This is a genomic window from Streptomyces sp. NPDC006733 (assembly GCF_040636125.1).
In the GTDB taxonomy this organism is placed as follows: Bacteria; Actinomycetota; Actinomycetes; order Streptomycetales; family Streptomycetaceae; genus Actinacidiphila.
In genome coordinates this window covers 74,416-100,901 of the sequence record NZ_JBEYJD010000003.1, presented here as the reverse complement: position 1 = coordinate 100,901, position 26,486 = coordinate 74,416, and the positions used below count along the sequence as shown (strand labels likewise).

At 73.0% G+C, this 26,486-nt stretch carries 27 protein-coding genes; 14 read left to right on the top strand and 13 right to left on the bottom strand.

What is annotated here, in order from left to right; genetic code table 11:
- Positions 1-60: 60 nt before the first annotated feature.
- Together ABZ721_RS04560 and ABZ721_RS04555 are read left to right on the top strand one after the other, a co-directional pair.
- Positions 61-138: a hypothetical protein gene (locus tag ABZ721_RS04560; RefSeq protein ID WP_358787256.1), complete on the top strand. Its 78-nt coding sequence runs from the start codon at positions 61-63 to the stop codon at positions 136-138.
- A gap of 102 nt (positions 139-240) precedes the next feature.
- Positions 241-1,416: an epoxide hydrolase family protein gene (locus ABZ721_RS04555; protein ID WP_358787086.1), complete on the top strand. Its 1,176-nt coding sequence runs from the start codon at positions 241-243 to the stop codon at positions 1,414-1,416.
- A gap of 58 nt (positions 1,417-1,474) precedes the next feature.
- Here ABZ721_RS04555 and ABZ721_RS04550 read toward each other — a convergent pair whose 3' ends face one another.
- Positions 1,475-3,817 (bottom strand): Ig-like domain-containing protein, encoded by a 2,343-nt coding sequence (locus ABZ721_RS04550; RefSeq protein ID WP_358787085.1) that lies wholly within the window; start codon positions 3,815-3,817, stop codon positions 1,475-1,477.
- Positions 3,818-3,969: 152 nt separating this feature from the next.
- On the bottom strand, positions 3,970-4,218 hold the full coding sequence (locus tag ABZ721_RS04545) for a hypothetical protein (protein ID WP_358787084.1): 249 nt from the start codon (positions 4,216-4,218) through the stop codon (positions 3,970-3,972).
- Between the two features lie 648 nt (positions 4,219-4,866).
- Here ABZ721_RS04545 and ABZ721_RS04540 point away from each other — a divergent pair.
- Positions 4,867-5,229: a VOC family protein gene (locus ABZ721_RS04540; protein WP_358787083.1), complete on the top strand. Its 363-nt coding sequence runs from the start codon at positions 4,867-4,869 to the stop codon at positions 5,227-5,229.
- Positions 5,230-5,301: 72 nt separating this feature from the next.
- On the opposite strand, the gene ABZ721_RS04535 is transcribed toward ABZ721_RS04540, so the two are convergent.
- The 3 genes from ABZ721_RS04535 to ABZ721_RS04525 form a co-directional block, all read right to left on the bottom strand.
- Positions 5,302-5,649, bottom strand: coding sequence for an STAS domain-containing protein (locus ABZ721_RS04535; protein ID WP_358787082.1), 348 nt, complete (start codon positions 5,647-5,649; stop codon positions 5,302-5,304).
- A 190-nt stretch (positions 5,650-5,839) separates the two neighbouring features.
- Positions 5,840-6,223: an STAS domain-containing protein gene (locus tag ABZ721_RS04530; protein WP_358787081.1), complete on the bottom strand. Its 384-nt coding sequence runs from the start codon at positions 6,221-6,223 to the stop codon at positions 5,840-5,842.
- Between the two features lie 265 nt (positions 6,224-6,488).
- The gene (locus ABZ721_RS04525) at positions 6,489-6,995 is read right to left on the bottom strand and encodes a MarR family transcriptional regulator (RefSeq protein WP_358787080.1); all 507 of its coding nucleotides are present in this window, start codon (positions 6,993-6,995) and stop codon (positions 6,489-6,491) included.
- 119 nt (positions 6,996-7,114) lie between these two features.
- On the opposite strand from ABZ721_RS04525, the gene ABZ721_RS04520 reads away from it, so the two are divergent.
- Together ABZ721_RS04520 and ABZ721_RS04515 are read left to right on the top strand one after the other, a co-directional pair.
- Positions 7,115-8,287, top strand: a complete 1,173-nt coding sequence (locus tag ABZ721_RS04520; RefSeq protein WP_358787079.1) for a PP2C family protein-serine/threonine phosphatase — start codon at positions 7,115-7,117, stop codon at positions 8,285-8,287.
- A 126-nt stretch (positions 8,288-8,413) separates the two neighbouring features.
- Entirely contained in the window at positions 8,414-8,635 is a 222-nt protein-coding gene (locus ABZ721_RS04515) for an alkaline phosphatase (RefSeq protein WP_358787078.1), read from the top strand.
- A gap of 109 nt (positions 8,636-8,744) precedes the next feature.
- On the opposite strand, the gene ABZ721_RS04510 is transcribed toward ABZ721_RS04515, so the two are convergent.
- Positions 8,745-9,455 (bottom strand): TetR/AcrR family transcriptional regulator, encoded by a 711-nt coding sequence (locus ABZ721_RS04510; protein WP_358787077.1) that lies wholly within the window; start codon positions 9,453-9,455, stop codon positions 8,745-8,747.
- 261 nt (positions 9,456-9,716) lie between these two features.
- Here ABZ721_RS04510 and ABZ721_RS04505 point away from each other — a divergent pair, with 261 nt between their 5' ends.
- The gene (locus ABZ721_RS04505; RefSeq protein WP_358787076.1) at positions 9,717-11,960 is read left to right on the top strand and encodes an MMPL family transporter; all 2,244 of its coding nucleotides are present in this window, start codon (positions 9,717-9,719) and stop codon (positions 11,958-11,960) included.
- Positions 11,961-12,055: 95 nt separating this feature from the next.
- Here ABZ721_RS04505 and ABZ721_RS04500 read toward each other — a convergent pair whose 3' ends face one another.
- A complete protein-coding gene (locus ABZ721_RS04500; RefSeq protein ID WP_358787075.1) occupies positions 12,056-12,679 on the bottom strand; it encodes a TetR family transcriptional regulator in 624 nt (207 codons plus the stop codon).
- Positions 12,680-12,766: 87 nt separating this feature from the next.
- On the opposite strand from ABZ721_RS04500, the gene ABZ721_RS04495 reads away from it, so the two are divergent.
- From ABZ721_RS04495 to ABZ721_RS04480, 4 genes are all read left to right on the top strand, one after another.
- Positions 12,767-13,459, top strand: coding sequence for an NAD(P)H-binding protein (locus tag ABZ721_RS04495; protein ID WP_358787074.1), 693 nt, complete (start codon positions 12,767-12,769; stop codon positions 13,457-13,459).
- Between the two features lie 29 nt (positions 13,460-13,488).
- Positions 13,489-13,878, top strand: coding sequence for a pyridoxamine 5'-phosphate oxidase family protein (locus tag ABZ721_RS04490; RefSeq protein ID WP_358787255.1), 390 nt, complete (start codon positions 13,489-13,491; stop codon positions 13,876-13,878).
- 7 nt (positions 13,879-13,885) lie between these two features.
- Positions 13,886-14,758 carry a haloalkane dehalogenase gene (locus ABZ721_RS04485; RefSeq protein WP_358787073.1) on the top strand — a complete coding sequence of 291 codons (873 nt, stop codon included), beginning with the start codon at positions 13,886-13,888 and terminating at the stop codon, positions 14,756-14,758.
- A gap of 275 nt (positions 14,759-15,033) precedes the next feature.
- A complete protein-coding gene (locus ABZ721_RS04480) occupies positions 15,034-16,605 on the top strand; it encodes a carbohydrate-binding protein (RefSeq protein ID WP_358787072.1) in 1,572 nt (523 codons plus the stop codon).
- Between the two features lie 60 nt (positions 16,606-16,665).
- On the opposite strand, the gene ABZ721_RS04475 is transcribed toward ABZ721_RS04480, so the two are convergent.
- From ABZ721_RS04475 to ABZ721_RS04460, 4 genes are all read right to left on the bottom strand, one after another.
- A complete protein-coding gene (locus tag ABZ721_RS04475; RefSeq protein WP_358787071.1) occupies positions 16,666-17,121 on the bottom strand; it encodes a GNAT family N-acetyltransferase in 456 nt (151 codons plus the stop codon).
- A gap of 42 nt (positions 17,122-17,163) precedes the next feature.
- Positions 17,164-18,060, bottom strand: coding sequence for an RNA polymerase sigma-70 factor (locus ABZ721_RS04470; protein WP_358787070.1), 897 nt, complete (start codon positions 18,058-18,060; stop codon positions 17,164-17,166).
- Positions 18,061-18,173: 113 nt separating this feature from the next.
- Entirely contained in the window at positions 18,174-19,388 is a 1,215-nt protein-coding gene (locus ABZ721_RS04465; protein ID WP_358787069.1) for an FAD-dependent oxidoreductase, read from the bottom strand.
- A 121-nt stretch (positions 19,389-19,509) separates the two neighbouring features.
- A complete protein-coding gene (locus ABZ721_RS04460) occupies positions 19,510-20,370 on the bottom strand; it encodes a GNAT family N-acetyltransferase (RefSeq protein WP_358787068.1) in 861 nt (286 codons plus the stop codon).
- Positions 20,371-20,580: 210 nt separating this feature from the next.
- Between ABZ721_RS04460 and ABZ721_RS04455 the strand changes: the two genes are divergently transcribed.
- Complete coding sequence (locus tag ABZ721_RS04455) at positions 20,581-21,435, top strand: alpha/beta hydrolase (protein ID WP_358787067.1); 855 nt, start codon at positions 20,581-20,583, stop codon at positions 21,433-21,435.
- Between the two features lie 50 nt (positions 21,436-21,485).
- Here ABZ721_RS04455 and ABZ721_RS04450 read toward each other — a convergent pair whose 3' ends face one another.
- On the bottom strand, positions 21,486-21,950 hold the full coding sequence (locus ABZ721_RS04450; protein ID WP_358787066.1) for a helix-turn-helix domain-containing protein: 465 nt from the start codon (positions 21,948-21,950) through the stop codon (positions 21,486-21,488).
- Between the two features lie 195 nt (positions 21,951-22,145).
- Here ABZ721_RS04450 and ABZ721_RS04445 point away from each other — a divergent pair, with 195 nt between their 5' ends.
- Positions 22,146-23,705: an MMPL family transporter gene (locus ABZ721_RS04445; protein WP_358787065.1), complete on the top strand. Its 1,560-nt coding sequence runs from the start codon at positions 22,146-22,148 to the stop codon at positions 23,703-23,705.
- Positions 23,621-24,238 carry an MMPL family transporter gene (locus ABZ721_RS04440; RefSeq protein WP_358787064.1) on the top strand — a complete coding sequence of 206 codons (618 nt, stop codon included), beginning with the start codon at positions 23,621-23,623 and terminating at the stop codon, positions 24,236-24,238. The genes ABZ721_RS04445 and ABZ721_RS04440 overlap by 85 nt, the downstream gene beginning before the upstream one ends.
- 225 nt (positions 24,239-24,463) lie before the next feature.
- Here ABZ721_RS04440 and ABZ721_RS04435 read toward each other — a convergent pair whose 3' ends face one another.
- Positions 24,464-25,198: a TioE family transcriptional regulator gene (locus ABZ721_RS04435; RefSeq protein ID WP_358787063.1), complete on the bottom strand. Its 735-nt coding sequence runs from the start codon at positions 25,196-25,198 to the stop codon at positions 24,464-24,466.
- A 58-nt stretch (positions 25,199-25,256) separates the two neighbouring features.
- On the opposite strand from ABZ721_RS04435, the gene ABZ721_RS04430 reads away from it, so the two are divergent.
- Positions 25,257-26,474, top strand: a complete 1,218-nt coding sequence (locus ABZ721_RS04430; protein WP_358787062.1) for an erythromycin esterase family protein — start codon at positions 25,257-25,259, stop codon at positions 26,472-26,474.
- The last annotated feature ends 12 nt before the right edge of the window (positions 26,475-26,486 follow it).

The following is a 26,486-nucleotide window of genomic DNA, read 5'->3' as shown; positions in this document are numbered from 1 at the left end:
GGGGACGGCTGGTACCGCATCCGCAACCGCAACTCCGGCAAGGTGCTGGGCGTGGACCTGATGTCGACCGCGAACAGCGCCCACGTCGTGCAGTACGACGACAACGGCACCGCCGACCACCTGTGGCAGTTGCGCTGACGTCCGGCGGCCCGCGGCCCGCGGCCCGCACCGCCGCGCCTCGAGCCGCCCCTCCGTCCCCGCGTCCGCCGTCGCCGCCCCCGCCCGCGTTAGCATGCGTCCATGCCGGATGCCGCGCCCCGCCCCGAGCCGTTCACCCCGTCAACCGACCCGGCGGCGCTGGAGGATCTCAGAGCGCGGCTGCGGGCGACCCGCTGGCCGGACGCGCCCGAGGACGCCGGGTGGGCGCTCGGCACCGACGTCGCCTACCTGCGGGAACTCGTCGCCTACTGGGCGGACGGGTTCGACTGGCCGGCGCAGGAGGCGGCGCTCGCCCGGTTCTCCCGCTTCCGCGTCCCGCTCGGCGGCCTCGGGATCCACTTCGCGCACGTGCGGGCCGTCACCCCGGCCGGGCCGGTGCTGCCGCTGGTGCTCAGCCATGGCTGGCCCGACTCGTTCTGGCGCTACGCGAAGGTCATCCCCCTGCTGACCGACCCCGGCGCGCACGGTGCCGATCCCGCCGACGCGTTCGACGTCGTCGTGCCCGACATGCCGGGCTACGGGTACTCCGACCGCCCCAGTGGCCCGCCGCTGAACTCCATCGCCGTCGCCGGCCTGTGGGCCGACCTGATGACCGTCCTGGGCTACGAACGCTTCGGCGCGGCCGGCGGGGACATCGGCAGCCACGTCAGCCGCTACCTGGCGCTCGACCACCCCGACCGGGTGGTGGCCGTCCACCGGACGGACGCCGGGGTGCCCGTGTTCGCCGGGGACCCGGCACAGCTGACCGCCGAGGAGCGCGCCTGGTTCGCTGCCGCCGCGTCCTGGGGCGGGGCGGAGGGGGCCTATGCCGCGATGCACCGCACGAAGCCGCAGACCGCCGCCGTCGGGCTCACCGACTCGCCGGCCGGTCTCGCCGCGTGGATCGTCGAGAAGCTGCGGGCGTGGAGCGACTGCGACGGGGACCTCGAGCGCAGCTTCACCAAGGACGAGATCCTCACCAATCTCACGATCTACTGGCTGACGGGGACGATCGGCTCCTCGATGCGGATGTACCACGCGAACGCCGCGATCCCGCCCGCGCAGCACGCCCGCCGGGTCGAGGTGCCGTCGGGCTTCGCCCTCTTCCCCGGCGACATCGTCCGCCCGCCGCGGGCCTGGATGGAGCGCACCGCGAACGTCGTGCGGGTGAGCCAGCCCGCGCGCGGCGGGCACTTCGCCGCCTTCGAGGAGCCGGAGCTGTACGCGGAGGAACTCCGCGCCTTCTTCCGCCCCTACCGGGCGGCCGCGCAGCGGTGACACCGCCCCGCCCGCCCCCCGGTGCGCGTACCGGGGGGCGGGCGGGGGCACGCACTGCTCAGTGGGCGGAGGCCGCGGCGGCGGTCACGTGCGGCCGCAACAGCGTGATCTTCGATGCGCCCAGCTCCGTGACGTACAGGTTGCCGTTGGCGGTGTCCTCGGTGAGGTCCAGCGGCTGCTGGAAGCCGGTGAATCCGGTGGTGCCCACCGTGGGCGCCGACAGCCGGCCGGCGGCGTCGACGCCGAAGGTCTCGATGTCCTGGCCGCTGCTGTAGCGGACGACCAGCAGCTTGCCCTTGAGCGCTCCCGCGAAGGTGTTGCTGCGGTACTCGACGACGCCGTCCGCCGAGGCGTGCAGCCCCGCGTCGTACATGCCCGCCAGGTCCAGGTTGCGGTCGGGCAGCGTACCGGCGGGATAGCTCGTGGCCTCGAAGGGGTCGATGCCGGCGGTCGGGTTGCCGCCGGCCAGCACCCATTCGCAGCGGGAGGGGTTGGGGTGTCCGTAGTAGCGGTTCTTCTTGATGTCGAAGACGTAGTCGGTCTCGGCGTTGGGGTTCGAGGTCAGCGCCGGGACGGTCGGGCCGGTGTAGGCGCCGGCCGTGGCCGCGTCGACGCGGCGGGAGCAGGCGGCGGGCAGTGGTGCCGGGGTGGCCGGGGTGTTGCCGCCGGCGGCGGAGCCGTTGGTCGGCGTGTACAGGTGGCCGTTGCTGTGCCAGACCAAGTCGAACGCGTTGCGCACCCCGGTGGCGTACAGGGTCAGCGGCGCGTTGGCCGCGAACGGGTCGTAGCTCCCGGGTGCTTCGGTCTGGACGTCGACGGCGCCGGTGGCGGGGAGTCTGGCCGGGTCCAGGCGCAGGACCGCCGCGTTCAGCAGGTGCTCCGGCCGGTTGCCCCAGGTCGGGTCCGCGGCACCCATCGCGTTGTTGGCGCCCTGGGTGACGTAGAGGGCTCCGTCCGGCCCGAAGGCCAGCGAGTTGGTCTCGTGGTCCTTGACCGACCGCGGCAGGTGGTTGATCACCTCGGTGTAGGTGGCCAGCGCGGGCCCGGTCAGCCGGGCGATGCTGCTGGACCAGTCCGGCTCGCTCGGTGTGCCCCCGCCGTACATGGTGTTGGAGGTGATCCACAGGATCGGGTTGGTCGCCGTGGACGCGGGGTCGAAGGCCATGCCGATGATCGAGCGGTTGGGAGCGCCGGGCAGGCCGCGCGCGGTCGCGTCGGTGCGGACGGTGGAGATCGTCTCCGCTCCGGTGAGGGTGCCGTCCGCGGCGATGGTGTACCGCATGACGTAGCCGTCCAGGGTCGCCGCGTACAGCTTGCCGTCCGGCCCCTTCACCACCGTGGAGAACATCTTGCCGGTCGCGCCGGTGGCGACCTTGTCGAAGGCGACGGTGCCGCCGCCCCCGGCCGTGCCGGTGGTGAACACCGAGCGCCAGGGGACGAAGGTCCTGCCGTCGAGGTCCTTGACCCCGCTGGTCACCGCCAACTCGTAGCGGGTCGTGGGTTTCAGCCCCGCGGTGGGGGACACGTTGATCACGTCGCCGCCGCCGCTGGTGATCACATGGGTGGCCACCGGGGTGCCGGTCGCCGCTTCCTTGAGCGTGACGGTGCTGCTCGACAGGGTCGCGGTGTCGACACCGGAGGCGAGCAGGCGCAGGTCCGCGACGATGCTGCCGGTCGGCGACACCCCCGCCGCGGTGTTCGCCGGCGTCACCGCCCGCACGGCGGGGTGGGCGTCGGCGTCGGCCAGCGGGGCGATCGACACGTAGTTGATCTTCGTGTTGGTGCCGCCGAGCGGGCTGATCGTCAGCCGTCCGTCCGTGACGGTCGGATACGCCGTCGCCGTGCGGTACTTGACGGTGCCGCTCGGCACGAACGCGTCGACGCCGTTCTGGTCCTCGATCTGCAGGGTGTGCACGCTGTCCGTCGCGGTGCGGTCCCCGACGGCGACGGTCACCGCGTAGGTGCCGCTGGGCACCGCGATCTCCCACCGGCCCGGCGTCCTGACGCCCAGGGAGGCGGCCGGCAGTTGCATGTGCATCAGCGTGGCGAGCAACCGGTCCGGCTCGGCCGTTCCACGGTCCCGGCCGTTGCCCACCAGGTCCAGCGGCGTCGCGGAGCCCATCGCGATCCAGCCGTAACTCAGCCCGCTGCCCTGGTCGGGTCCGGTGCGCGGACCGTAGGCCTGCCCGTAGTCCAGGGTGTAGCCCGTCACGGGCACCGTCGTCGCGGTGCCGAAGTCGATCTTCGCGGAGAAGGTGGTACTCGCCTGTGCGGCCCCGGGTACGCCCAGGACCAGCCCCGCCATCGCCAGGGCGACCAGGGCGATCAGCAGGACGCCCGGGTGCGACGGCCGCCGGCCGTCCGGCCGGTGTGCGTGTCTTCGCGCGGATAGGACGTTCACGACTCTCTCCCCACCAGAGGTGACCTGAACCTCCGACGGTACTGACCGCGTGTCGCGTACATGAGGCGTTCGGCGACGGCGGCCGGATCGGCGCACGGGCGACCGGGCCCGGCGCGGGGGCCAGTTGGCGGCGGGGTGGGGGAGGCGGTGCCTCAGTCCGCCGAAGAGCTTTCGAGCATCCAGCGGCGGACCGCCAGAACGCGCGGGAGGGCGATGACGCGCTGCGACGAACCGTCCTCCCGTTCGACGACGAACACCCCGTCGGCTATCAGCTTGTCGAGCATGTAGGTCGAGATCCCCAGCAGCGACGCGGCGACCCGCAGCGGCACCGTCAGACCGGCGAAAGCGCCCGTCTCGCTGCCGTGCTCCAGTGCCCGCAACGGCCGATTCCGTGGCCCCATCTCCATAACCCCCTCTGACCAGCCCTGCTCATTCCCCCTTCCTACCGCAAAGCACTGACACAACGGCAGTACGCCCCCGGGCAATCACCGGTCCGTTCGCGACCGGAGTCGCGGAACGTCAACCGCCGCCCCCGACACGCCCGCTGCGGGGAACCCGTGCCGGAGCGTGACCGCGCCCCGCTGATGACACAGTGATCACTCACCCTTTGGGCAGAAAGGATCCGGTATGCCGGCTGCTGTGGATGTCGTGCAGGGCGCGCCCTGCTGGGTGAGCCTGGCGGCCCCCGACCTTTCGACGGTCAAGGACTTCTACGCCGCGACGCTCGGCTGGAGCTACCGGCCCGGCTTCGGTCTCGACGAGTACGCGATCGCCCTCAGCGACGGGATGCCCCTCGCCGGGCTGGGCGCCGCCGTGCGCGCGCCCGGCGTACCGCGGGCCTGGTCGGTGCACTTCGCGGTGCGCAGTGTGGACCAGGCGGCCGATCGGGTCCGTGAACGCGGTGGCACGGTCGCGGTCGGCCCGCTGTCCTTCGGCCCGGGCCGAATGCGTGGGCCACCGACCCGGACGGCGCGCCCTTCGTGCTGTGGGAGGGGCCCGTCACCCCCGGCTGGGGCGCCGGGGGTCCGGCGGGCGGGAAGGACCGGAGGGTGTGGCTGGACCTGTACACCCGCGACACCTTCGCCGCGGCGATCTTCTACAGCCAGGCGCTGGGCTGGGACACCGAACCCCCCGAGCGCTGCGCGCTGCGCTACGAGGACGACCGGGAGGTGCTGGTGGTCCACGGGCACGCCGTGGCGAGCCTGCGCGGGGGCGCGGTGGACCAGGCCCCGGATCCGAAGGTCCGCCCCCGCTGGCAGGTCACGTTCCGCACCCCGGACGCGGAGGCGGCGGCCGCCCGCGCGATCGCGGGGGGCGGCGAGGTGGCGCCCCCCGCGCTGCCCGCCCCGTCCGGGCCGGGGACGCAGCTGTTCGATGTGGCGGGCACCTTGTTCGCCGTCGACGGCGGCTGAATCACCGGCCTCCGACCGTCCCGGCGCCCTCGACCGGCCGTACGGGCGGCCAGGAGATCGGCGTCCGGCGGCTCAGGGGGTGCGCAGGGCGTCCTCGACGGTGTCGGCGAGCACGAAGACCTCGATCGCGCCCGTGAGGTCCAGGACGGCCCGCAAGGACGTACTGATGCCCGCCAGGACCAGGGCGATACCCCGCTGCTCCAGGTCCAGGCGCAGCTGCAGGAAGCGGTTGAGGCCCTGCGAGTCGCAGAACGTCACGCCCGCGCACTCCAGGACCAGCCGCTCGCAGTGCTCGCCCAGGGCGTCGGCCACCGCGTCGCCCAGAGCCTGCTCCGTGGCGTAGTCGAGCTCTCCGGCCACCGTGAGCACCACCACGCCGTCGCGATCCGGCCCGATCAGGCGTACCTGCAACGGTTCCATACGGTCCACCCCTGATCCATGTCTGCCTCCACGGACTGCGGAGTGCTTCGCGGGCGTCGGCCGCCGGTCTGGACAGTAACTGCCCAATGCCCGGCGGGGTGACGCACCCCCAATATACGTACACATGATCCATTTCCTTGGATCGACCGCGGCGCCGGGCCCCGCTCCCGGTGCCGGGGGCACGGAGCGGTCAGGGGACCGCTGCCGCGCTCGGCACCGCGCTCGCGGCGTCGGGGAAGAAGTGCCGGCCGAGATCGGACAGGGCCATCAGGTGGATCACGCAGGGCGACGGGTCGACGATCCGCAGGCGCTCCGCGCCCAGGGAGGTCCGGGCCCGCAGCAGGGCGTTGATCAGGGAGGTGCCGGCGAAGGTGACCGCGGACAGATCCAGGACGACGGTGCGCCGCGCGTCGGGGCCGGTGCGCGCGGCGCTCAGGGCGCACTGCAGCGGCTCGACGGTGTTGGGGTCGATGTCGCCGGCGACGGTGATGGTCAGGGCATCGTCGGTGCGGTGGCTGGTCAGCCGCAGGGCGTACTCGGCGGTGCCGGAGGAGTGCACGGGTCGGCCTCTCATGGCGGTAGCGCCGGTGGAGGCCGGAGGGCCGGGCCGGCTGCGGGTCCCGTGATGCTGGCGGCGTTTGCTCGGGTCGCCGGCGGGCAGGTGCCGACCGTGGATGCGGCCAGGACTACCACGCTAGCCATTCAGTTTCCATATGGCAACATTCCCTGGTGAGGGCGCTCGCCGAGCAGTCGTCGGCCGCGTTCGTGGCGCCCGACCACGCGCCCTGCGACGCCGTTGTCGCGGCGCGGCGGCAGGAGCGGAAGGGGAGGTGCGGTTGCTAGGCGGTGTCGGATTCGTCTCGCGAGAGCGTCGCGGGCGGCTGGTGCAGCCCGACGCGCGAGCGCGCCGCGTCCTGGAACGCCTCCAGGCCCTCGGCGAGGGCCGCGAGCTGGGCGGCGGGCATCGTCCGCAGCACCTCGGTGACCTCCTGCCGGCGCAGGGCCCGTATGTCGTGCAGCGCGGTCCGTCCCCGGCCCGTCAGCCGCAGTTCCACCTCGCGCCCGCTGGTCGTGCTGGGGGTCCTTTCCAGCAGCCCGCCCGCGACCAGGCGGTCGCACAGCCGGCTCACCGACGGGGGACGCGACCCGAGCGCCTCGCTCAAGGTCCGCAGATTGGCCCCCGCCCGCTCCTCGATCACGGTCAGCGCACGCAGTTGCGAAGGCGGCAGCGAGCCCACAGCGGTACCGTCCTGACCACGCCCCCACAGCACCTCGAGCCACTCCGCCACTGTCCCTGCAACGTGAGCCGCCCGCGCGGCATCGAACGACGGGGGAGTGGGGGGCATCACCCCACTGTGTCATCCGGTGCGGCTTCTTTCCACCCCGTCACCGGCCCCCCGCACGCGCTGCTCCCCGAGAAGCGTCATTTCCACATCGTCACCGTCGAGAAGGTCTGAACCAGCACATGAAGAATTTCCTGTCCGTGGAGCGTGCGCTGCGCACGGCCGCTCCGCACGCACTGCTGGACGCGGTGCGTTCCGCGCTCGCCGCCCATTACGGCGCGCACGCGGTGGATCTGCTGATGGCTGACTACAGCCAGAGCGTCCTGCAGCAGGTCACGACCCTGCCGCACACCGCCGCCGCGGTCTCGGTGCACTCCAGCGCGCAGGGCCGGGCCTTCGGCAGCCAGGAGCCGGTCGAGGAACGGCCCGAGGGGGGCGAGCTGGTCGACCTGCACCTGCCGGTGACCGTGCGCGGCGACCGGCTGGGCGTCCTCACCGTCCGGCTGCCCCCGGCGGACTGCACGCCGGTGGCCGTCCGTGACCTCGCCGACATCGCCGAGCTCATGGGCCACGAGATCCTGGTCGCGGAGCGCGACACGGACGTCTATGTGCAGGCCCGACGGGTCAACCGGCTCACGCTCGCCGCCGAGATGCAGTGGCAGCTGCTGCCGGCCCGCTCCTGCGCCCGCGCCGAGTACTCCATCGGCGCCCAGCTGGAGCCCGCCTACGCGATCCACGGCGACAACTTCGACTGGGCCAGCGCCGCGCAGACCCTCACCCTGACCATCACCAACGGCATGGGCGAGGGCATCGACGCGTCCCTCCTGACGAACCTCGCGGTCAACGCCCTGCGCAACGCCCGCCGGGCCGGCATCGGCATCGCCGACCAGGCCGCCCTGGCCGACCAGGCGCTCTACACCGAGCACGGCGGCAACGCGCACGTGTCCACGCTGCTGCTCTGCTTCGACCTGGCCACCGGCCAGGTACAGGTGGTCGACGCGGGCTCGCCGCAGCTGTGGCGCCAGCGGGACAAGACCGTGGAACGCATTCCGTTCGAGGCCCAGCTGCCGCTGGGGATGTTCGACCAGACCGACTACGTCGTGCAGGAGTTCCGGGTGCTGCCCGGCGACCGGCTGGTCTTCGTCAGCGACGGCGTCTACGCCGCCGCGTCGCCGGCCGGCGTGGCGTACGAGGAGCAGGCCCTGGCGCGCGCCATCGGCGCGGCCACCATGCTGCCCGCCGCCGACGTGCCCGGCGCGGTGCTGCGGGAACTCAGCGAGTACCGCGACGCGGACGCCGACGACGACGCCCTGGTGGTCTGCCTCGACTGGCACGGCCGCAGCAACCCCGTCTGACACCCCCGGCACATCCCCCAGCTGCGGATCACCGCCCGATGGAGGGCGCGCTGCGTTCAGGCGCGGTACGTCCCCGCTCCCTACGGTCGGCCCGGCACGAGAGAGTCGTGTGCTGCAGGAGGTTCCGTGAGCGGGCGGTTGCGTCACGCACGACGGTGGGGCGCGCCCCTGGTGTTCACCCTCGCGGGGAGCAGCCGGACGTTCTTCCTGGACTGGACGACGTCGGGGCACACCAGCGTGGACGTGCCGGTGACGGCCGCCGGCCCGCTCTCCGACCGCTTCTCGGGCAAGCACCCCAACACCTACGTGCACGACGTGCTCGCCCAGGTCCTGGCCCCGCGCCGCTGACCAGCTCCCCCGTACGAGCCCGGCCCCCGCAAGGTCCTGCGGGGGCCGGGCTCGTGCTGCGTGCGCAGCCGCGCGGGCGCAGCGCGCGGTGGCCGCCGCGACCCCCGGCTCACGCCGGGGTGATCCGGCGGTGCAGGTCCTCCAGGAGATGGCGCATGGCCATGCGGAAGACGTCGTCCTGCTGTTCGCCGAGGAAGGAGGTGTGCCCGAAGACCTCCAGGACGACGAGTCCGTGCAGGTGGCCCCATGCGCCCAGCAGCAGGGCGGTCGCGGGGGCGGGCAGATACCCCTGGCCGTAGTGCGGCAGCCGCTCCAGGTGCGCCCGCAGCGCGGGTGACAGAGCCGGGACGCGGGCCGCGGCCAGCTGGGCCGCGGTGAAGCCGGCGAACAGCTCGCGCTCGAAGATCGCGCTCATGCGGCGCGTCGCCTGCGTGGTCGGGCCGTCGGCGGGTGCCGCGTAGTCCCGCAGCGGTGTCCCGTACAGCAGCTGGAAGCGCTCGGGGTGCGCGACGGCCCAGCGGCGGTAGCCCTCCGCCGCGACCACCAGCCCCGGCAGGTCCGCGTCGCGGGTCGGGCTGTCGACGGCGGCCCGCACGGCGTCGGCCAGGTCGTCGTACGCCCTGGTGATGAGCACCGTCACGAGGGCGTCCCGGCTCGGGAAGTAGTGGTAGAGCGCCTGCACCGTCATGTCGAGGCTGCGGGCGACCGCCCGCAGGGACAGGGCCGCCGGCCCGTGCTCGGTGAGGTGGCGCTCGGCGGCGTCCAGGATCTCCTGCGTGGCGGCCGCGCGGCGGCGCTGGCGCAGGGTGGGCGGGGCCATGGCGCATTCCTCCGCGGACAGGCGGCGGCCGGCGACGGCCGCCCGGGTGGGCCACCCGCGTCGTGCGGGGTGTTAGGAAAATCTAACACTGCCAAAACTTCCGCCCGCTCACTAGCGTCACCCGTGGCGACGAAGCGTGCGACCCGCACCTGCCGCTGCCGGGGTGAACCGACTCCGCGGCAGCGCCGCGCTGACCCCTCGTGCGTCAACCGCGGCCGTTCCGTGCCGCTTTCACCGTATGGACATCGAAGGAGATCGTGCGTGTTTGAACGCATAGCCGAACTGGCGATCCGCCGGTCCCGGCTGGTACTGATCGTCGCCGCTGTGGCAGTGGCCCTCATGGGCGTGCTGGGCGCCGGCGCGTTCGGCAAGCTGCTCGGAGGCGGCTACGACGACCCGGCCTCCCCGTCCACCCGGGCCGGCAAGGTCATCGAGGAGAAGTTCGGCGGGCAGACGAACCTGGTCCTGCTGGTCCGCACCTCCGCCGGCCGCGTCGACGACCCGGCCGCACAGCGCGGCGGCCAGGCCCTGGTGGCCGCCCTGAAGAAGGAACAGCACCTGGACAACGTGATCTCGTACTGGGACACGGCCAACCCCGAGCTGCGCTCCCAGGACGGGAGCGAGGCCATGGTGCTCGCCCATGTGAAGGGCAACGACACCGAACGCGGGAAGAACGCCGAGGGCGTCATCGACGCCTACACCGGCCCGTACGCCGGTGCGCTCACCGTCCAGGCCGGCGGCGGCGCCGCGGTCACCAGCGAGATGGGCACCCAGTCCGGCGAGGACCTCCTGCTGGCCGAGTCGATCGCCGTGCCGCTCACCCTCGTGCTGCTCCTGCTGGTCTTCGGCAGCCTGGTCGCGGCCCTGCTGCCGCTGGCGATCGGCACCATCGCCATCGCGGGCACCTTCGCGGAGCTCTTCGTCCTGGGCAGCGTCACCGACGTCTCGGTGTTCGCGATCAACCTGACCACCGCCCTGGGCCTGGGCCTGGGCATCGACTACGCGCTGCTCATGGTCAGCCGCTTCCGCGAGCAGCTCGCGGCAGGCGCCGCCGTGGACGACGCCGTCCGGCGGACGGTGAGCACCGCGGGCCGCACGGTGGCGTTCTCCGCCGCGACGGTGGCCGCCGCGCTCGGGGCGCTGCTGGTGTTCCCGCAGTACTTCCTGCGCTCGTTCGGCTACGCGGGGATCGGGGTCGTGGCCATCGCGGCCGTCAGCGCCCTGTTCGTCATGCCGGCCCTGTTCGCCGTGCTGGGGCACCGGGTCAACAGCGGGCGCCTGCCGTGGACGAAGGCGGTCCGCCCGGCCACCCGGGCGCCCTTCTGGGGGCGGCTGGCCGGCACCGTCATGCGGCGGCCCGCGCTCACCGCGCTGCCCGTGCTGGCGGTCCTGCTGCTGGCGGCGAGTCCGCTGCTGGGCATCACCTTCGGGACCCCGGACGAACGGGTGCTGCCCGAGGGCGCCGCCAGCCGCGAGGTCTCCTCGGCGCTGCGGCAGCACTTCCACGGCAACGACGACGCGGCCCTGCACATCGTCATCGACCAGCCCCTGGGCAGGGCCCCGTTGGAGTCGTACGCGGTCACGCTGTCCGGGCTCCGCGGCGTCGTCCGCGTCGAGGCCAGCACGGGCACCTACGCCGGCGGCAGGTCGGCCGCGACCGACCCCGGCAACCCGGCACTCGGCCGCCCCGACGCGCAGCAGATCAACGTGGTCAGCACCCTGGCGCCGAAGTCGGACGCGGCGCAGGGCCTGGTCGAGGAGGTGCGGGCGGTGGCCCCGCCCGCCGGTGCGCACCCGCTGGTGGGCGGGGTCGACGCGGCCCTGGTCGACTCCAAGGACTCCATCGCCGGCCGGCTCCCGCTCGCCGCGGGCCTGGTCGCCCTCACCACCTTCCTGCTGCTCTTCCTGTTCACCGGCAGCATCGTCCAGCCGCTGCGCGCCCTGCTGCTCAACCTCATCAGCCTCGGAGCGACCCTCGGCGTCATGACGTGGATCTTCCAGGACGGTCACCTCTCCTCCCTGCTCGGCTTCACCGCGCAGCCCATGGAGGTGTCCATCACGGTGCTGATGTTCTGCATCGCCTTCGGGCTGTCGATGGACTACGAGGTGTTCGTCACCAGCCGCATCAAGGAACTGCACGATCTGGGCGAGGACAACGAGTCGGCGGTGCGCGACGGTCTGGGGCACACGGGCCGCATCGTCACCGCGGCGGCCTGCCTGCTGGCGGTGAGCTTCTTCGCCTTCGGGACGGCGAAGCTCAGCTTCATGCAGCTGTTCGGCCTCGGCAGCGGACTGGCGGTCCTCATCGACGCCGTCGCCGTGCGCGGCATCCTCGTGCCCGCCGCGATGCGCCTGCTCGGCAACTCGGCCTGGTACGCGCCCGGTTTCCTGCGCACGTTCCACGGGCGCTTCGGCCTCAGCGAGGGCGGCCCCGCGCCCGAGGCCGGCGCCGCGCCGCAGCGCGTCGACCCGGAGGTCTACGCGAAGAGCGCGCCGCGGTCCTGATCCGCGCACGCGCCCCCCGCGGGTCCCCGCCTCCGCCCCCGTGAGGCGGGGACCCGCGGGCGCGACCGCGCGCCGCCCCGGTGCGAGGTCAGGCGTTACGTCGGACGGGCCGGTCGCGGGGCCGGTGGTGTGCGGGGCCGGGGGGCCAGGGCCGCGCGCAGCGCCGGGGCGAGGTGGTGGCGGGCCTCGGCGGGGGTGAGGGCGGCGAGGGAGGGCAGCGGGTTGAGGTAGCGGGTGTAGATCAGGCCGCCGAGGACCGTCACCACGGCCGTGGCGCGGGCGGTCGCGTCGCGCCCGCCGAGGAATTCAACAAGCCGGGCCAGCAGCTCGTGTTCCAGGTACTCGCGGATCACCTCGGCGGCCTCGTCGCCGTGGGCGGTGAGCTGCCGGAAGTCGGCGTCCTCCCACAGGCCCGTCACCGCGTCGATCAGCCGCTCGGGCAGGGCGGCGGGGTCCCCGCCGAGCACGTCCTGCACTGCCAGCGCGTTGGCGCACTGGAACTGCATCACGTCCGCGAACAGGCCTTTCTTGGAGCCGAAGTGGTACGCGATCAGGGCCGCGTCGACGCCCGCGGCGCCCGCCACCGCGCGCACGGTGGTGCCCCGGTAACCGCGGCTCAGGAACAGCGCACGGGCCGCCACGACGATCGACTCGCGCGTCGGCGGCTTGCCGCGGGGACGGCCGCGCGGGCGGGCGGGGACGAGGGCGGCGTTATTCATCACCGTTGAGCTTGCGTTCCATGATCGGCACAGTCAAGGGCGTTCCACCCCACCTCCCCCTCACCCCGCGAAGGGATGCCCGACACCATGCGTATCGCAGTCTTCGGCGCCAACGGACCGACCGGCCGCCACCTCACCGAACAGGCCCTCGCCCGCGGACACGAGGTCGTCGCGGTGACCCGCCGCCCCGGCTCCCTCACCCCGGCCGGCGGGATGACCGTGGCCGTCGCCGACGCCACCGACGCGGCGGCGGTCGACGCCGCGGTCGCCGGAACGGACGCGGTGCTGTCCGCGCTGGGCGCCCGCCCCGGCAGGCAGGCCGTCACCCTGTACTCGGCGAGCGCGGCCGCCATCACCACGGCGATGGAGCGCCACGGCGTCAAGCGGCTGCTCGCCGTCAGCTCCAGCGTGGCCGACCCGAACTGGCGCCCCACCGGCGCCCACTTCTTCAACCACGTCTTCGACCCGCTGGTGAACCGGCGCCTCGCCCGCCCGGTCCACGACGACATGCGCCGCATGGAGGACGTCATCCGCCGCACGCCCCTGCAGTGGACCCTCGTGCGGCCCTCCGGCCTGTTCGAACACCCCGTCGTCACGCGCTTCCACACCGCCGAGACCAGCGCCGACGGCGTCTTCACCGCCCGCGCCGACCTCGCCGCCGGCATGCTGCGCGAGCTGGAGGAGAGGCGGTACGTCCGGACGGCCATGGGCGTCATCACCACGGCCGTGAAGCCGAACATCGCCAAGCTGGTCTGGAACGAGGGCGTGAGGAAGAAGTGAGCCGGGCGACCACCGAACTCCCGTCCGGCCTGCGGGCGTTCCTGACCCACGCGCACCCCGCCACCTTCACCACCCTCCGCCCCGACGGCACCCCGCACGTGACCCCCGTCCGCTTCACCTTCGACGCCGGGGCCGGTCTGGCCCGGGTGACCACCCGGGCCGGTGCCCGCAAGGCCCGCAACGTGCTGGCCGCCGGTCCGGCGGCCCGGGTCGCGCTCTGCCAGGCGGACGGCTTCCGCTGGATCACCCTCGAAGGCCGGGCCGCCGTCACCGACGACGCGGCGCGCGTGGCCGAGGCGGTCCGCCGCTACACCGTCCGCTACCGGACGCCCCCGCCCGCCCCGCCGGACCTGGTCGTCATCGAAATCGCCCTCGACCGCGTCCTGCACCTCGACCTCCCCGAACCGAAAGCGATGTGACACCCCGATGCCCACGCTCCCCGTCCTCGACTCGACCCTCCACTACCGCGAGTCCGGCGACCCGGACGGGCTGCCGTTCGTGTTCCTGCACGGCAACCCCACCTCCTCGCACCTGTGGCGCAACGTCCTGCCGGGTGTGGCCGCGCCCGGCCGCCGCCTGCTGGCCCCCGACCTCATCGGCATGGGGGACTCCGGCAAGCCCGACCTCGCCTACTCCTTCGACGACCATGCCCGGTACCTCGACGCCTGGTTCGACGCGCTGGGCCTCGACGAGGCCGTGCTCGTCGGGCACGACTGGGGCGGCGCGCTCGCCTTCGACCGTGCCGCCCGTCTGCCGGGCAGCGTGCGTGGCCTCGCGTTCGCCGAGACGATCGTCAAGCCGCTGGTGGGCGACGAGTTCCCGGCGGCGGGAAGAGCGGTGTTCACCCTGCTGCGCACCCCGGGGGTGGGCGAGGAGATGATCCTGGAGCGGTCGCTGTTCATCGAAGGCCTGGGCGGCGCGCTCGCCACGCCGCTGGACCCGGCCGACCTGGAGGTGTACCGGCGCCCCTTCCCGACGCCGCACAGCCGCCGCCCGATCCTGGCGTGGACGCGGATGATGCCGCTGGACGGCGAGCCCGCCGACGTCGTGGCGCGCGTCGAGCGCTACGACGCCTGGCTGGCCGCGAGTCCCGATGTCCCCAAGCTGCTCGCCGCGTTCGCGCCGGGCCCCGGTGCGATGACCGACGCGGGGGCCGTGGCCTGGTGCGAGCGGAACATCGCGGCGCTGGAGGTCGCCCGCCTCGGGCCGGCCGGCCACCACTCCCCGGAGGACCGCCCCGAGGAGCTGGCCGCGGCGATCAGCGCCTGGGCCGGCGTCCACGGGCTGTCGCGCCGGTAGCCGTCGTCGACCAGGGCGGAGGAGTCGCGACCGAGGTGCCCAGGCCGCGCAGCGGGCGCGTATTCACGCCCTGAGCGTTCACAGGCGTGAATTGTAATCATGTACGCGACTATTGACCGTGCTCAAGAACAGCCCCTACCGTCCCGAGAAAGCGCTTTCCCGGGCGGTCGCAGTCTCCGCCCGGATCGCCCCCATCGTCAACCGCCGCGTGGTTCCTCGACGTCCTCCCCCTGCGGAACCCCGCGACGGGCCGGCCGACCAACTGGAGACACCAGATGCAATTACGCCCCGTCCTGGCCTGCGTCAGCCTGCTGACCGGCACGCTCGTCGCCCTGTCCGGCGCCCCCGCGCAGGCCGCGTCCACCCGCTACGAGGCCGAGAGCTCCCCGGCGGTCTGCACCGGCACCATCGACTCCGACTGGGCCGGCTACTCCGGCACCGGGTTCTGCAACGGCACCAACGCCACCAGCGGCTCCGCCCAGTTCACGGTGACCGCCGCCACCGCCGGCACGGCCACGGTGAAGGTGCGCTTCGCCAACGGCACCACCACCGCCCGGCCCGCCACCGTCACGGTCAACGGTGCGGCGGCCGGCTCCGCGTCGTTCGAGGGCACCGGCGCCTGGTCGACGTGGGCGACCAAGACGCTCACGCTGCCGGTCGCCGCGGGCAGCAACACCGTCCGCCTCGGCCCCACCACCTCCGCCGGGCTGCCCAACCTCGACTACCTCGACGTCGAGACGGCGGACACCCCGCCGCCGAGCAGCTCGGCGGTGTACGTGGCACCGAACGGCACCGACGGCGCGGCCGGCACGCAGTCGGCTCCGACGACGCTCGCCTCGGCGATCACCCGCGTCACCTCCGGCGGAACGATCTACCTGCGCGGGGGGACCTACCACTACTCCCAGACCGTCACCATCGCGCCGGGCAACAACGGCACCGCGTCCGCCCGCACGCAGCTGTCGGCCTACCCGGGCGAGGTCCCGGTGCTGAACTTCGCCGCCATGGCCGAGGATCCGGCCAACCGCGGGCTCGCCCTGAACGGCTCGTACTGGCGCGTCAACGGCATCGTCGTCGAGCACGCGGGCGACAACGGCATCTTCGTGGGCGGCAGCAACAACATCATCGAGCGCACGGTGACGCGCTTCAACCGGGACTCGGGGCTGCAGATCTCCCGCACCGCCTCCAGCACCCCCAAGGACCAGTGGCCCGCCAACAACCTCGTCGTGAGTTCGGAGTCGCACGACAACGCCGACTCCGGTGGTGAGAACGCCGACGGCTTCGCCGCCAAGCTCACCTCCGGCCCCGGCAACGTCTTCCGCTACGACGTGTCCCACCACAACATCGACGACGGCTGGGACCTCTACACCAAGACCGACACCGGACCCATCGGCCCGGTGACCATCGAGGACTCCCTGTCCTACAGCAACGGCACCCTCAGCGACGGCACCCAGAACACCAACGGCGACCGCAACGGCTACAAGCTCGGCGGCGACGACATCAAGGTCAACCACATCGTCCGCCGCGACATCGCCTACGACAACGGCCACCACGGCTTCACGTACAACAGCAACCCCGGCTCCATGACGGTGTCGGACAACGTCAGCATCGACAACGACCAGCGCAACTACTCGTTCGACGCGGGCACCTCGGTGTTCCGCAACAACACCTCGTGCCGCAGCGGCAGCGGGTCGAACGACAAGACCGTCGGCGACGCCGACAGCTCGAACCAGTTCTGGACCGGCGCGAACGGGTCCCGGTGCGCCGCGTACTCCGGCGCCCTGCACTGGTCCTTCGCCGCGGACGGCCGCCTCGTCGTGACCTTCGGCGGCGCCGCGCTCACCCGGTAACCGCCGGGAACGGGTGCGGCCCGCCCGGCAGGGGCGGGCCGCACCCGGATCCGGAACCGCTCACAGCGTCCGGGTCATGAAGGCGCTGCTGGGGTCGGGCCGGTACTGCGCGAACGGCTCGCAGTAGGTGAACCCGAACTTCTCGTACAACTTCCGGGCGGGCAGGAAGAACTCGGCCGCGCCCGTCTCCAGGCTCAACCGGGTGAAGCCCGCGCGCTGTGCCTCGGTGATGATGTGCGCCAGCAGCAGGGAGGCGATCCCGCTGCGCGTGCGGGCCGGCCGGGTCCGCATCGCCTTGAGCTCCGCGTGGCCCGCGTCCAGCCGTTTGATCGCGCCGCACCCGACGAGCGCCCCGTCGTCCAGGACCGACCAGAACGTGATCTCCGGTCGGCGCAGCCCGTCGAGGTCGAGGGCGTGCTTGCTCTCCAGCGGCGTGATCGACCGCATCTGCCGGACGTGCTCGTCGAGGAAGCGGGCGATCTCCGGGCCGGAGAGGTCGTCTGCCACGATCTCCACTGTGCTGTTCCTCTCGTCGGGGGGCTGGTGCGCCGCCGGGTCCTACCGCCGGACGAGCGGGGTCTCGGACTCCACGCGCGACAGCTTCTCGGGGTTGCGGACGTAGTACAGGCCGGTGATGCGCGCGTCCTCGATCCGGACCGCGATGATGCCGTCCAGTTCGCCGTCCAGGCGGACGACGAGCGCGGGGCTGCCGTTGACCATGGTGGGGTGGACGGTGACCGGCAGGTCGTTCTTGCCGAGGGCGCCGAACAGGAAGCGGGTCACCTTCTCGGCGCCGACGATCGGTCGCAGCGCGGCTTGCTTGAAGCCGCCGCCGTCGCTCACCAGGACGACGTCCGGGGCCAGCACGTCGAGCAGATCCTGCGGATTGCCGGTGTCGAGCACGCGCTGGAACGATGCCAGGGCCGCGCGGGCCTGCGCGGGGGAGACCGTCTGGCGCGGGCGGCGCGCGTCGACGTGCTGGCGGGCGCGGTGGGCGATCTGCCGGACGGCCGCCGGGGTCTTCTCCAGGGCGGCCGCGATCTCGTCGTAGCCGACGTCGAAGGCCTCGCGCAGCACGAACACCGCCCGCTCGGTCGGCGACAGCGTCTCGAGGATCAGCATCATCGCCATCGACACGCTCTCGGCGAGCTCGACGTCGTCGGCCACGTCCGGCGCGGTGAGCATCGGCTCGGGCAGCCAGGGGCCGACGTAGGACTCCTTGCGACGGCTCATCGTGCGCAGCCGGTTGAGTGCCTGCCGGGTCGTGATCCGGACCAGGTAGGCGCGCTGGTCGCGCACTTCCGCCAGGTCGACCTTGACCCACCGCAACCACGTCTCCTGCAGGACGTCCTCGGCGTCGGCCGCCGACCCGAGCATCTCGTACGCGACGGTGAAGAGCAGGTTGCGGTGGGCGACGAACGTCTCCGTCGCCGGGTCAGTGGCCTGGTCGCTCATCGGTCGACCCCTCTCCCTCACGGCCGTGCCCGGTTGCCGGCGGCCATCCAGCGTGCTCCCCAGCAGGGTCCCATCCGCCCCCGGCCCACCGGCGATCGGCCCCGCCCGCGGCGCTACGCCGCCCGTTCGACGGTGGCCGGCGCCGGGGCGGGCGCGGCCTGGAGCATCCGCCGGCGCTTGGACCCGCCCGAGACGCGGTGCAGGCTGTAGGTGCCGGGCTTGGCCGCCTCGTCGGTCATGTACTTGACGATGCCCTGGCAGATGAACTCCTTGACCTTCGCCCCCGGCCGGCCGGCGAGGTGGAACCCCACCGCGACGTCGTACCGGTGGGCGAACTGGAAGATCCCGGCACGGCGGCCCAGGCTGATGCACTGGCCGGCGAAGACCTGGTTGAGGGCGGCGGGCTGCTCGCCCGCGATCCGGCTCAGCACGGTGTCGGCGGCGCGCGCGCCCGCCGGCAGCGCGGCCTGGCAGCTCATCCGCAGTGGCAGGCCCGAGGGTGCCGCCGAGTCACCGGCCGCGACGATGCGCGCGTCGTCCACGCTGGTCAACGTCTCGTCCGTGAGCAGCCGGCCCACCGCGTCGGTGCTCAGCCCGCTGCGGGCGGCCAGCTCCGGCACGCCGAATCCGGCGGTCCAGATCGTCACCGCACTCGGCAGCTCGCGGCCGTCGCCGAGCCGTACGCTCGCGCGCGCCACGGCCGTCACCTTCGTGCCGGGACCGTCGACCACGGTCACCCCGAGGTGGGCCAGACGCTTGGCGACCGCGCGCCGCCCCCGGCGGTGCAGGTACGGGCCGAGCACCCCGCCGCAGACCAGGGTCACGGCGCGGCCCGCCTCCGCCAGCTCGGCCGCGGTCTCGATACCGGTCGGGCCCGCTCCGACGACCGTCACCGCGGCCGCGGCCGGCGCGGCGTCGAGCACCGGCCGCAGCCGCTGCGCCTCCTCCAGACTGGCGATGGGGTAGGCGAACTCCGGCGCTCCGATCACGCGCGGGTCGGCGCTGCCGCTGCCGACCGCGTAGACCAGGTAGTCGTAGCCGACCGTGCCGCCCGACGCCAGCGCCACGCTGCGCGCGGGCGCGTCGATCCGGGTCGCGCTGTCGACCACCAGCCCGGTGCCCTCGCGCAGCACGTCGGTGTACGCGATGACGGCGTCGTTGCTCCCGCCGACCAGTTGGTGCAGGCGGATCCGGTCGACGAACGACGGGCGCGGGTTGATCAGCGTCACGGTCACGTCGTCGCGCTGCCGCAGGCGGTTGGCCGCCATCACCCCGGCGTACCCTCCGCCGATCACGACCACCTCGGTGTTGCCGGTCTTCCCAGTCACGGTGTGCCTCCCTCGTTTCCAGCGGTTCGCACACAAGACACCGACCCGTGGATTCCCGTGACAGGGTGTGAGCCAGATCACTGCCGCAGGCCCGGATCCGGGCCTGCGGGCCTACCGCGGTTCAGAGCTGTTTCACCAGCACAGCGCGGGTGTAGAGCAGGTCGAAGCCCCGGCGCTGGGCGTTGTGCTGCGACTTCGAACCCGGCTGCGTGGTGATGACGGCGATGTCGCAGCCGGCGGCCGCCGCGTCGGCGAGCCGGGCCGACAGCAGCGCGCTCTGGACGCCGCGACGGCGGTACGCGGGCGCCGTCGCCGCGCCGGTGAACTGCGCGACCCCGTCCGCCAGGCGCAGGCTGGCGCCCCCGACGAGGATCCCGTCGAGCACGGCGGCGTACCGCACGACCCCGGCCGCCGTCGCGAGATCGCGCACGGCCCGGGCGATGACGTCGCGGGGGAACTCCTCGTGGGAGGGGAGCCCTTGGGTGTCGGGCTGCGCGAAGCCCGCGGCCACGACGTCGAGCCACGGCTCGAACTCGTCGTCACCGCTGGGACGGATCGCGACCGCGGGCCGTTCGGGCGGCGGCACCTGCTCGTGCTCGTTCGTGAGGGCGCGGCCGAGCACGTTCTCGAACGAGGTCAGCCGGTATCCGCGTGCGGTCAGCAGGGCGCCGATCGCGGGGTCGGCGAGGTGGGCGAGTTCGACCTGTACGGGGGCGCCGCAGGCGGTGAAGGCCCGCTCGATGTCGTCGAGGGCGGCGGTGCTCGGCAGCCCGCCGAAGCCCAGCCCCGCCACCTTGTTGAGTGGCGAGCCCTCCTCGGCGAAGCTCGCCACGCCCCCGGCGAGCGGGACCACGAAGCCCGCCGGGCCCGCCGCGCGGCGGTGGGCGGCTTCGCTGCCCTTGGCGATGAGCTGCGCCTCGACCCGCTCGATGCGCTCGGCGAGTGCGGCGTCACAGAACAGGGGCGTGCGGCCGGTGCTCATGCGCGGAGTCTAGTGTCCGGGGATCGTGTGCGGAGCCCCCGGGACGCGCCATGCGCCGGACGCCGGCACGGGCCCTGGAGTGGGCGAGGCGGGGAGCGATCCAGGGGATGCGCTGGGCCTGCGCGACGTAGGGGCGCATGATCCTCCCGTAGGAGCGGAAGGCGGCACGGAGCCGCTTTCTCCGTGCGGTGCCCGATCCAGGAGTGAGCCATGTCCACCCGCTTCACCTTTCCCAGCCAGGACGGCCTCACCGTCCACGTCCGCGCGTGGGTGCCCGAGCACCCGCCACGCGGCATCGTCCAGATCGCGCACGGCATGGGTGAACACGGCGCCCGCTACGCGCGCCTCGCCCACCGGCTGACCGCGCGGGGGTACGTCGTGTACGCCGACGACCATCGCGGCCACGGGCTGACCATGCTGCCGGGGCGGCCGGGCGACCTCGGGAGCGACGGCTGGAACCTGCTGGTCGACGACCTCGCCGCGCTCACCCGGATCGCCCGCGACCGCCACCCGGGCCTGCCGGTGGTGCTCCTCGGCCACAGCCTCGGCTCCTTCGCGGCCCAGCAGTACCTGCTCGACCACGCCGACCTCGTCACCGCCGTCGCCCTGTGCGGGACCGCGGCCGTCGACAGGCTCCTCGCATTCCTCGCCGCGGCCGGTGGTGACGTGATGTCAGCCTTCAACAGCGCCTTCCAGCCCACCCGCACCGAGGCCGACTGGCTCAGCCGGGACGAAGCGGAGGTCGACGCCTATATCGCCGACCCGTTGTGCGGATTCACCCTGACCGGACCCTCCATGCAGGACCTGGCAGCCGCCGCCGGGCGGCTGGCCACCCCCGGCGGCATCCCCGCCGGCCTGCCCCTCAACGTCCTCGTCGGCGACCACGACCCGCTCAACCAGGCGTTGACCCTCAGCGATCTCGCCGTCGAGCGCTACCGGCAGGCAGGGCTCACGGACATCGTCTACCGCACCTACCCGGGGGCCCGGCACGAACTGTTCAACGAAACCAACCGCGACGAGATCGTCGACGACCTGATCGGCTGGCTCGATCGCGCGACCGCCTGACCGTGCCCCGGCTGTAGCGCCCGGCGCGGCCCGGGGGACGTGAGCCGGCGTCAGTTCTTCCGGGCCCGCTCGGCAATGTAGGAGTCCATGCTCGTGCTCAGGTCGGCGAGCAGGGCCTCGAAGCCGGCCAGCAACTCCTGCGGGTGCTCCGCCATGACGGCGTCGAGCCGTTCGCCCAGGGGGTGGAAGAACTCCTCGGCGCGCTCCTGGACATACGCGCTGCTGCGCAGAGTGATGACCCGGCGGTCGGTGCCCTCCCGGCTGCGGATGATGTGTCCGGCCCCTTCGAGGCGGTTGAGCAGGGCGGTCGTCGCGCCGGGCGAGAGGAGGATCCGCTCGCTGAGACGGGCCGGGGAGAGCGGGACGCCCCGCTCCTCCGCCGCGGCGATCTCCAGCAGCGCGGTCGCGTCGGTGGAGTGCAGGCCCAGCCAGTCGGCGAAGAGGTGGCTCAGCTCGGTGAAGCGGCCGCTGTACGCCCGCAGCGTCTCGATCAGCCGCTCACGCTGCGCATCCATCTCACCGCGTGTCGATCCCTGCACCCCGGTGCCGCCTTTCCTGCCTGCGGGCCGGTCCTGTGCGCCGGTACGCCTTTGACAACCTACCGTCATCGTCTTAATTTTCCACGGTAAAACTATTCCACCATGGAATATGTTCTGGGTCCGCAGCAGTCGGCAATCCGCCGATCACAACAGCGCCATCGTGAGGATTCGATGAAGTCCCCAAGCCCTGTCCGCAAGCCCCGGACGCTCGCCGTAACGGTCCTGCTCCTCACCCTCGCCTTCGTCGGGGCGATCTTCGCGGTCGGTCCGTCCGAGGCCACCACCAAGGGCGCGGACAGCGACACCCTTCCCGCCGCGGCCCAGTCCGCCAAAGCCGCGAAGATCATCGACGCGATGGAGAGCGGCGGCACGTCCCCGGCGATCGTCGTCTACAGCCGTACTGACGGCAGTCCGCTGACCGGGGCCGACAAGTCCGCCATCACGGCGAAGGCCGGACCGCTCGGCGCCACCGGCCTCACCCGCACCCCGGCCACCGCCGTGTTCGACCCCAAGGGCACCGTCGCCACCGTGATGGTCCCCCTGTCGGACAAGGCCGAGGGCGAGGAGAACAACACAGCGGTCGCCGAGGTCCGCAAGGTCGCCGGACAGAACCTCCCAGCGCCGCTGCGCGCCCAGGTCACCGGCGCACCCGCCGTCGCCGCCGACCTGAACAAGGTCTTCGACGGCGCGGATGTCACGCTTCTCCTGACGACCGCCCTGGTCGTCGCGCTGCTGCTCCTGGTCACCTACCGCAGCCCGATCCTGTGGCTGGTGCCGCTGATCGTCGTCGCGATGGGCGACCGTCTCGCCACCGTCGTCGTGGGCGCGCTCGCCCCCCATGTCGACGTGGCCGTGGACAGCTCGGCCGCCGGCATCCTCTCCGTGCTGGTGTTCGGCGCAGGCACCAACTACGCCCTGCTGCTCGTCTCGCGCTACCGGGACGAACTGCGGGTCGAGGAGAACCGCTTCGTCGCCATGCGCCGCGCCCTGGGCGGCGTCGCCCCGGCGGTTCTGGCCAGCGGATCCACCGTGGTCCTGAGTCTGCTCACGCTGCTCGCCGCCGAACTGACGGTCAACCGCGGGCTCGGCTTCGCCGGCGCCGTCGGCATCGTCATCGCCATGTTCTTCGGCCTCGTCGTGCTCCCCGCCGCGCTCGTCCTGCCGGGCCGCTGGCTGTTCTGGCCCCTGATCCCCCGTGTCGGCGACGCCATCGCCGCCGACCGCGACGGGGTGTGGTCCAAGCTCGGCCGGGTCGTCAGCAAGCGGCCCGCGCTGGTGTCCACCGGGGCGGTCGTCATCCTGGCCGCGCTGGCGTGCGGGCTCTTCGGCACCACCGTCGGGCTCTCCCAGAACGAGCTGTTCCGCAAGACCCCCGAGGCCGTCCAGGGCGCCAGGACCCTCCAGTCGGTCCTCCCGGCCGGGGCCACCCAGCCGCTCGACGTGGTCTCCGCCGCAGGCGCCGCGGCCGAGGTCGCCCAGGCCGCGGGCACCGTCGAAGGCGTCGACTCGGTCCGGCCCGGCACCCCGTCCGGTGGCTATGCCGTCTCGACCGTCATCCTCGACTCATCGCCCGGCAGCGCGGAATCCGCCCCACCCTCGTACGCCTGCGCGACAAGCTCGCCGACATCCCCGACGCCAAGGCGCTGGTGGGCGGCACGACCGCGGGGGACTACGACACCGCCCAGGCCACCAGCCGCGACACCAAGGTGGTGGTGCCGCTGGTCCTGCTGATCGTGTTCACCGTGCTGGTGCTGCTGCTCCGGGCCCTGGTCGCACCGGTGCTCCTGGTGCTGACCGTGGTCGCGACGTACTTCTCCGCACTCGGCGCGTCGCACTTCGTCTTCACCACCGTGTACGACTTCCCCGCACTCGACGACAACGTTCCGCTGCTGTCGTTCCTGTTCCTCGTGGCGCTCGGAGTCGACTACAACATCTTCCTCATCGCCCGCGCGAGGGAGGACACGGTGGCCGGCCACGACACCCGCGCGGCGATCCTCCGCGCGCTCGCCTCGACCGGCGGAGTGATCACCAGCGCGGGCATCCTGCTCGCCGCGGTCTTCGCGGTCCTGGGCGTTCTCCCGCTCATCACCCTCACCGAGATCGGCGTGATCGTCGGCATCGGCGTGCTGCTCGACACGCTGATCGTGCGCACCGTGCTCGTCCCGGCGCTGGTGCTGCTGACGGGCAGGAAGTTCTGGTGGCCGGGCAACCCCGAGACCCGGGCCGAGGCCGAGGAACCGCGAACCGAAGTCCCGGTCGGCTGACCGGAGGACCCGACTGCGGCGTGCTCGCACGCACATCTGGACGGGCCCCGCCCGGAGTGGTCTGCGGACCACTTCGGGCGGGGTTCCTCATGTGCCGGCCGGCTCGTCCACCACGAGGGCGGCACGGCCGGCGTGTCCATCAGGCCCGCGGGAGCGGATGGTCACGTCGGCCGGCTCCGCCGGTAGTGACGGAACGGTGGGGCGCACGCGGACGGGGCCGACGAGTCAACCGCGCCGGCGCAGGTATGCCTCCAGTTCGGCGGCTCCGGTCAGCATCGCCCGCCCGCGGGCGGACAGCCGGGCGTGCCAGTCGCCCAGGGCGGCCTCCAACGGCTCCAGCCCGCCGGCCGTCCGCACCTGGGCGAGCAGCGGACCGATCTGTTCCAGCAGGTAGCCGCCCCGGCGCAGCTGGTGGGCCAGCCGGGCGTCCCGGACGTCGGCCTCGTCGTAGACGCGGTAGCCGGTCTGCGGATCGCGGCGCGGGCACACCAGCCCCGCGCGCTCCCACTTGCGCAGCGTGGCGGGGCGGACGCCGAGTTCGGTCGCCAGCGGCCCGATGAACGTGCCGCCGGGCCTGGGGGCGGGCGCCGTCCCGTGCCCCGCCCGGGTGGGCTTCAGGTCGCGCAGGGCGCTCTCCACGGCCCGCAGGGTCTGCCGGTCGTCGAGGAGTTGGGCATGGCTCTCGTCGAGGAGGCGGAACGCCCCGTCGTCCGCGCCCTGGTTCACCGCCCGCAGGATCGCCGCCGCTGTCCGGTGGCCGTGGCCGGGCAGCAGCGCGAGGAACGCGCGCAGGGCGCCCGCGTGCAGGGAGGTGTAGGTGCGGTAGCCGTGGGGCGTGCGGGCGGCCGCCGGAAGGATGCCGGCCTCCTCGTAGTTCCGGATCGCCTGGGTCGACAGACCGTGTCCGCGCGCCAGATCGACCGGCCGGAGCCGATCCTCACTTTGAGAGTTTTTCCCCATGAGCCGCACGATAGCGCGGAAAAGTTTACACCGAAGGTTCAACGATAGCGTTGACGGCATGGCTACTGACATCAAGGACACCGTCCAGGCCGTCGACGCCGCCGCCGTCATGAGGCTGCTCCCGTCGCGCCCCCGGCTGCTCGCGCTGGGCGAGCCCACCCACGGCGAGGACGCGCTGCTCGACCTGCGCAACGCTGTCTTCCGGCAACTGGTCGAGCAGGAGGGCTACCGGACGATCGCGATCGAGAGCGACTGCGTCATGGGTCTGCTCGTCGACGACTACGTCACCACGGGTGCGGGCACCCTCGACGACGTCATGGCGCAGGGCATCAGCCACGGTTGGGGCGCCTCGGCCGCCAACCGCGACCTCGTGCGCTGGATGCGGGACCACAACGTCCGGGCGGACGAGGACGGTTGCGGCGCGTCCGAGCGGCTGCGCTTCGCCGGGTTCGACGGCCCGCTGGAGATCACCCACGCGGCGAGCCCCCGGCAGGCCCTCACCGCACTGCACGGCTACCTGGCGCCCCGGGTGGACGCGGAGCTGCTGCCCTGCACCCCGGACACCCTCGACCGCCTGCTCGGCGCCGACGACCGATGGACCGATCCGGCCGTGATGATGGAACCCGCGCTCTCCGTCGGGCGGACGGTCGAGGCCGACCGCCTGCGGCTGCTCGCCGACGAGATGCTGGCGCTGCTCGACCAGCAGGCTCCGCACCTGCTCGCGACGACCTCGCCCGACGCCTTCGAGCGGGCCCGGCTGTACGGGCGCACCGCGGCCGGCCTGCTGCGCTACCACCACGGGATGGCCGACACCTCACCCGCGCGGCTGACCCGGCTGGTGAGCGTGCGGGACCAGATGATGGCCCAGAACCTGCTCGCCCTCGCCGAACGGGGCCCGGCGCTGGTCCACGCCCAGAACGCGCATCTCCAGCGGGCCAAGAGCTCGATGCGGATGGGCGGGGCGCGGTTGGAGTGGTGGAGCGCCGGCGCTCTGGTGAGCACCCGACTCGGCGCGGAGTACGCCTTCGTGGCGACCGCGCTGGGCACGATCCGGCACCGCGGCGTGGACACGCCGCCGCCGACCACCCTCGAAGGGCTCCTGTACGCGCTCCCGCAGGACCGCTGCGTCATCGACGCCCCCCGCCTGGCCGCCACCCTCGACACTCCGCCCCCCGCCCCGCGCGTATCCCCCTGGTACGGCTACGCCCCCCTGGACCCGGCCCACCTGGCGGACATCGACGGCATCGTGTTCGTCAGGGACGTCCCGCAGCGCTGAACGACCAGGCCG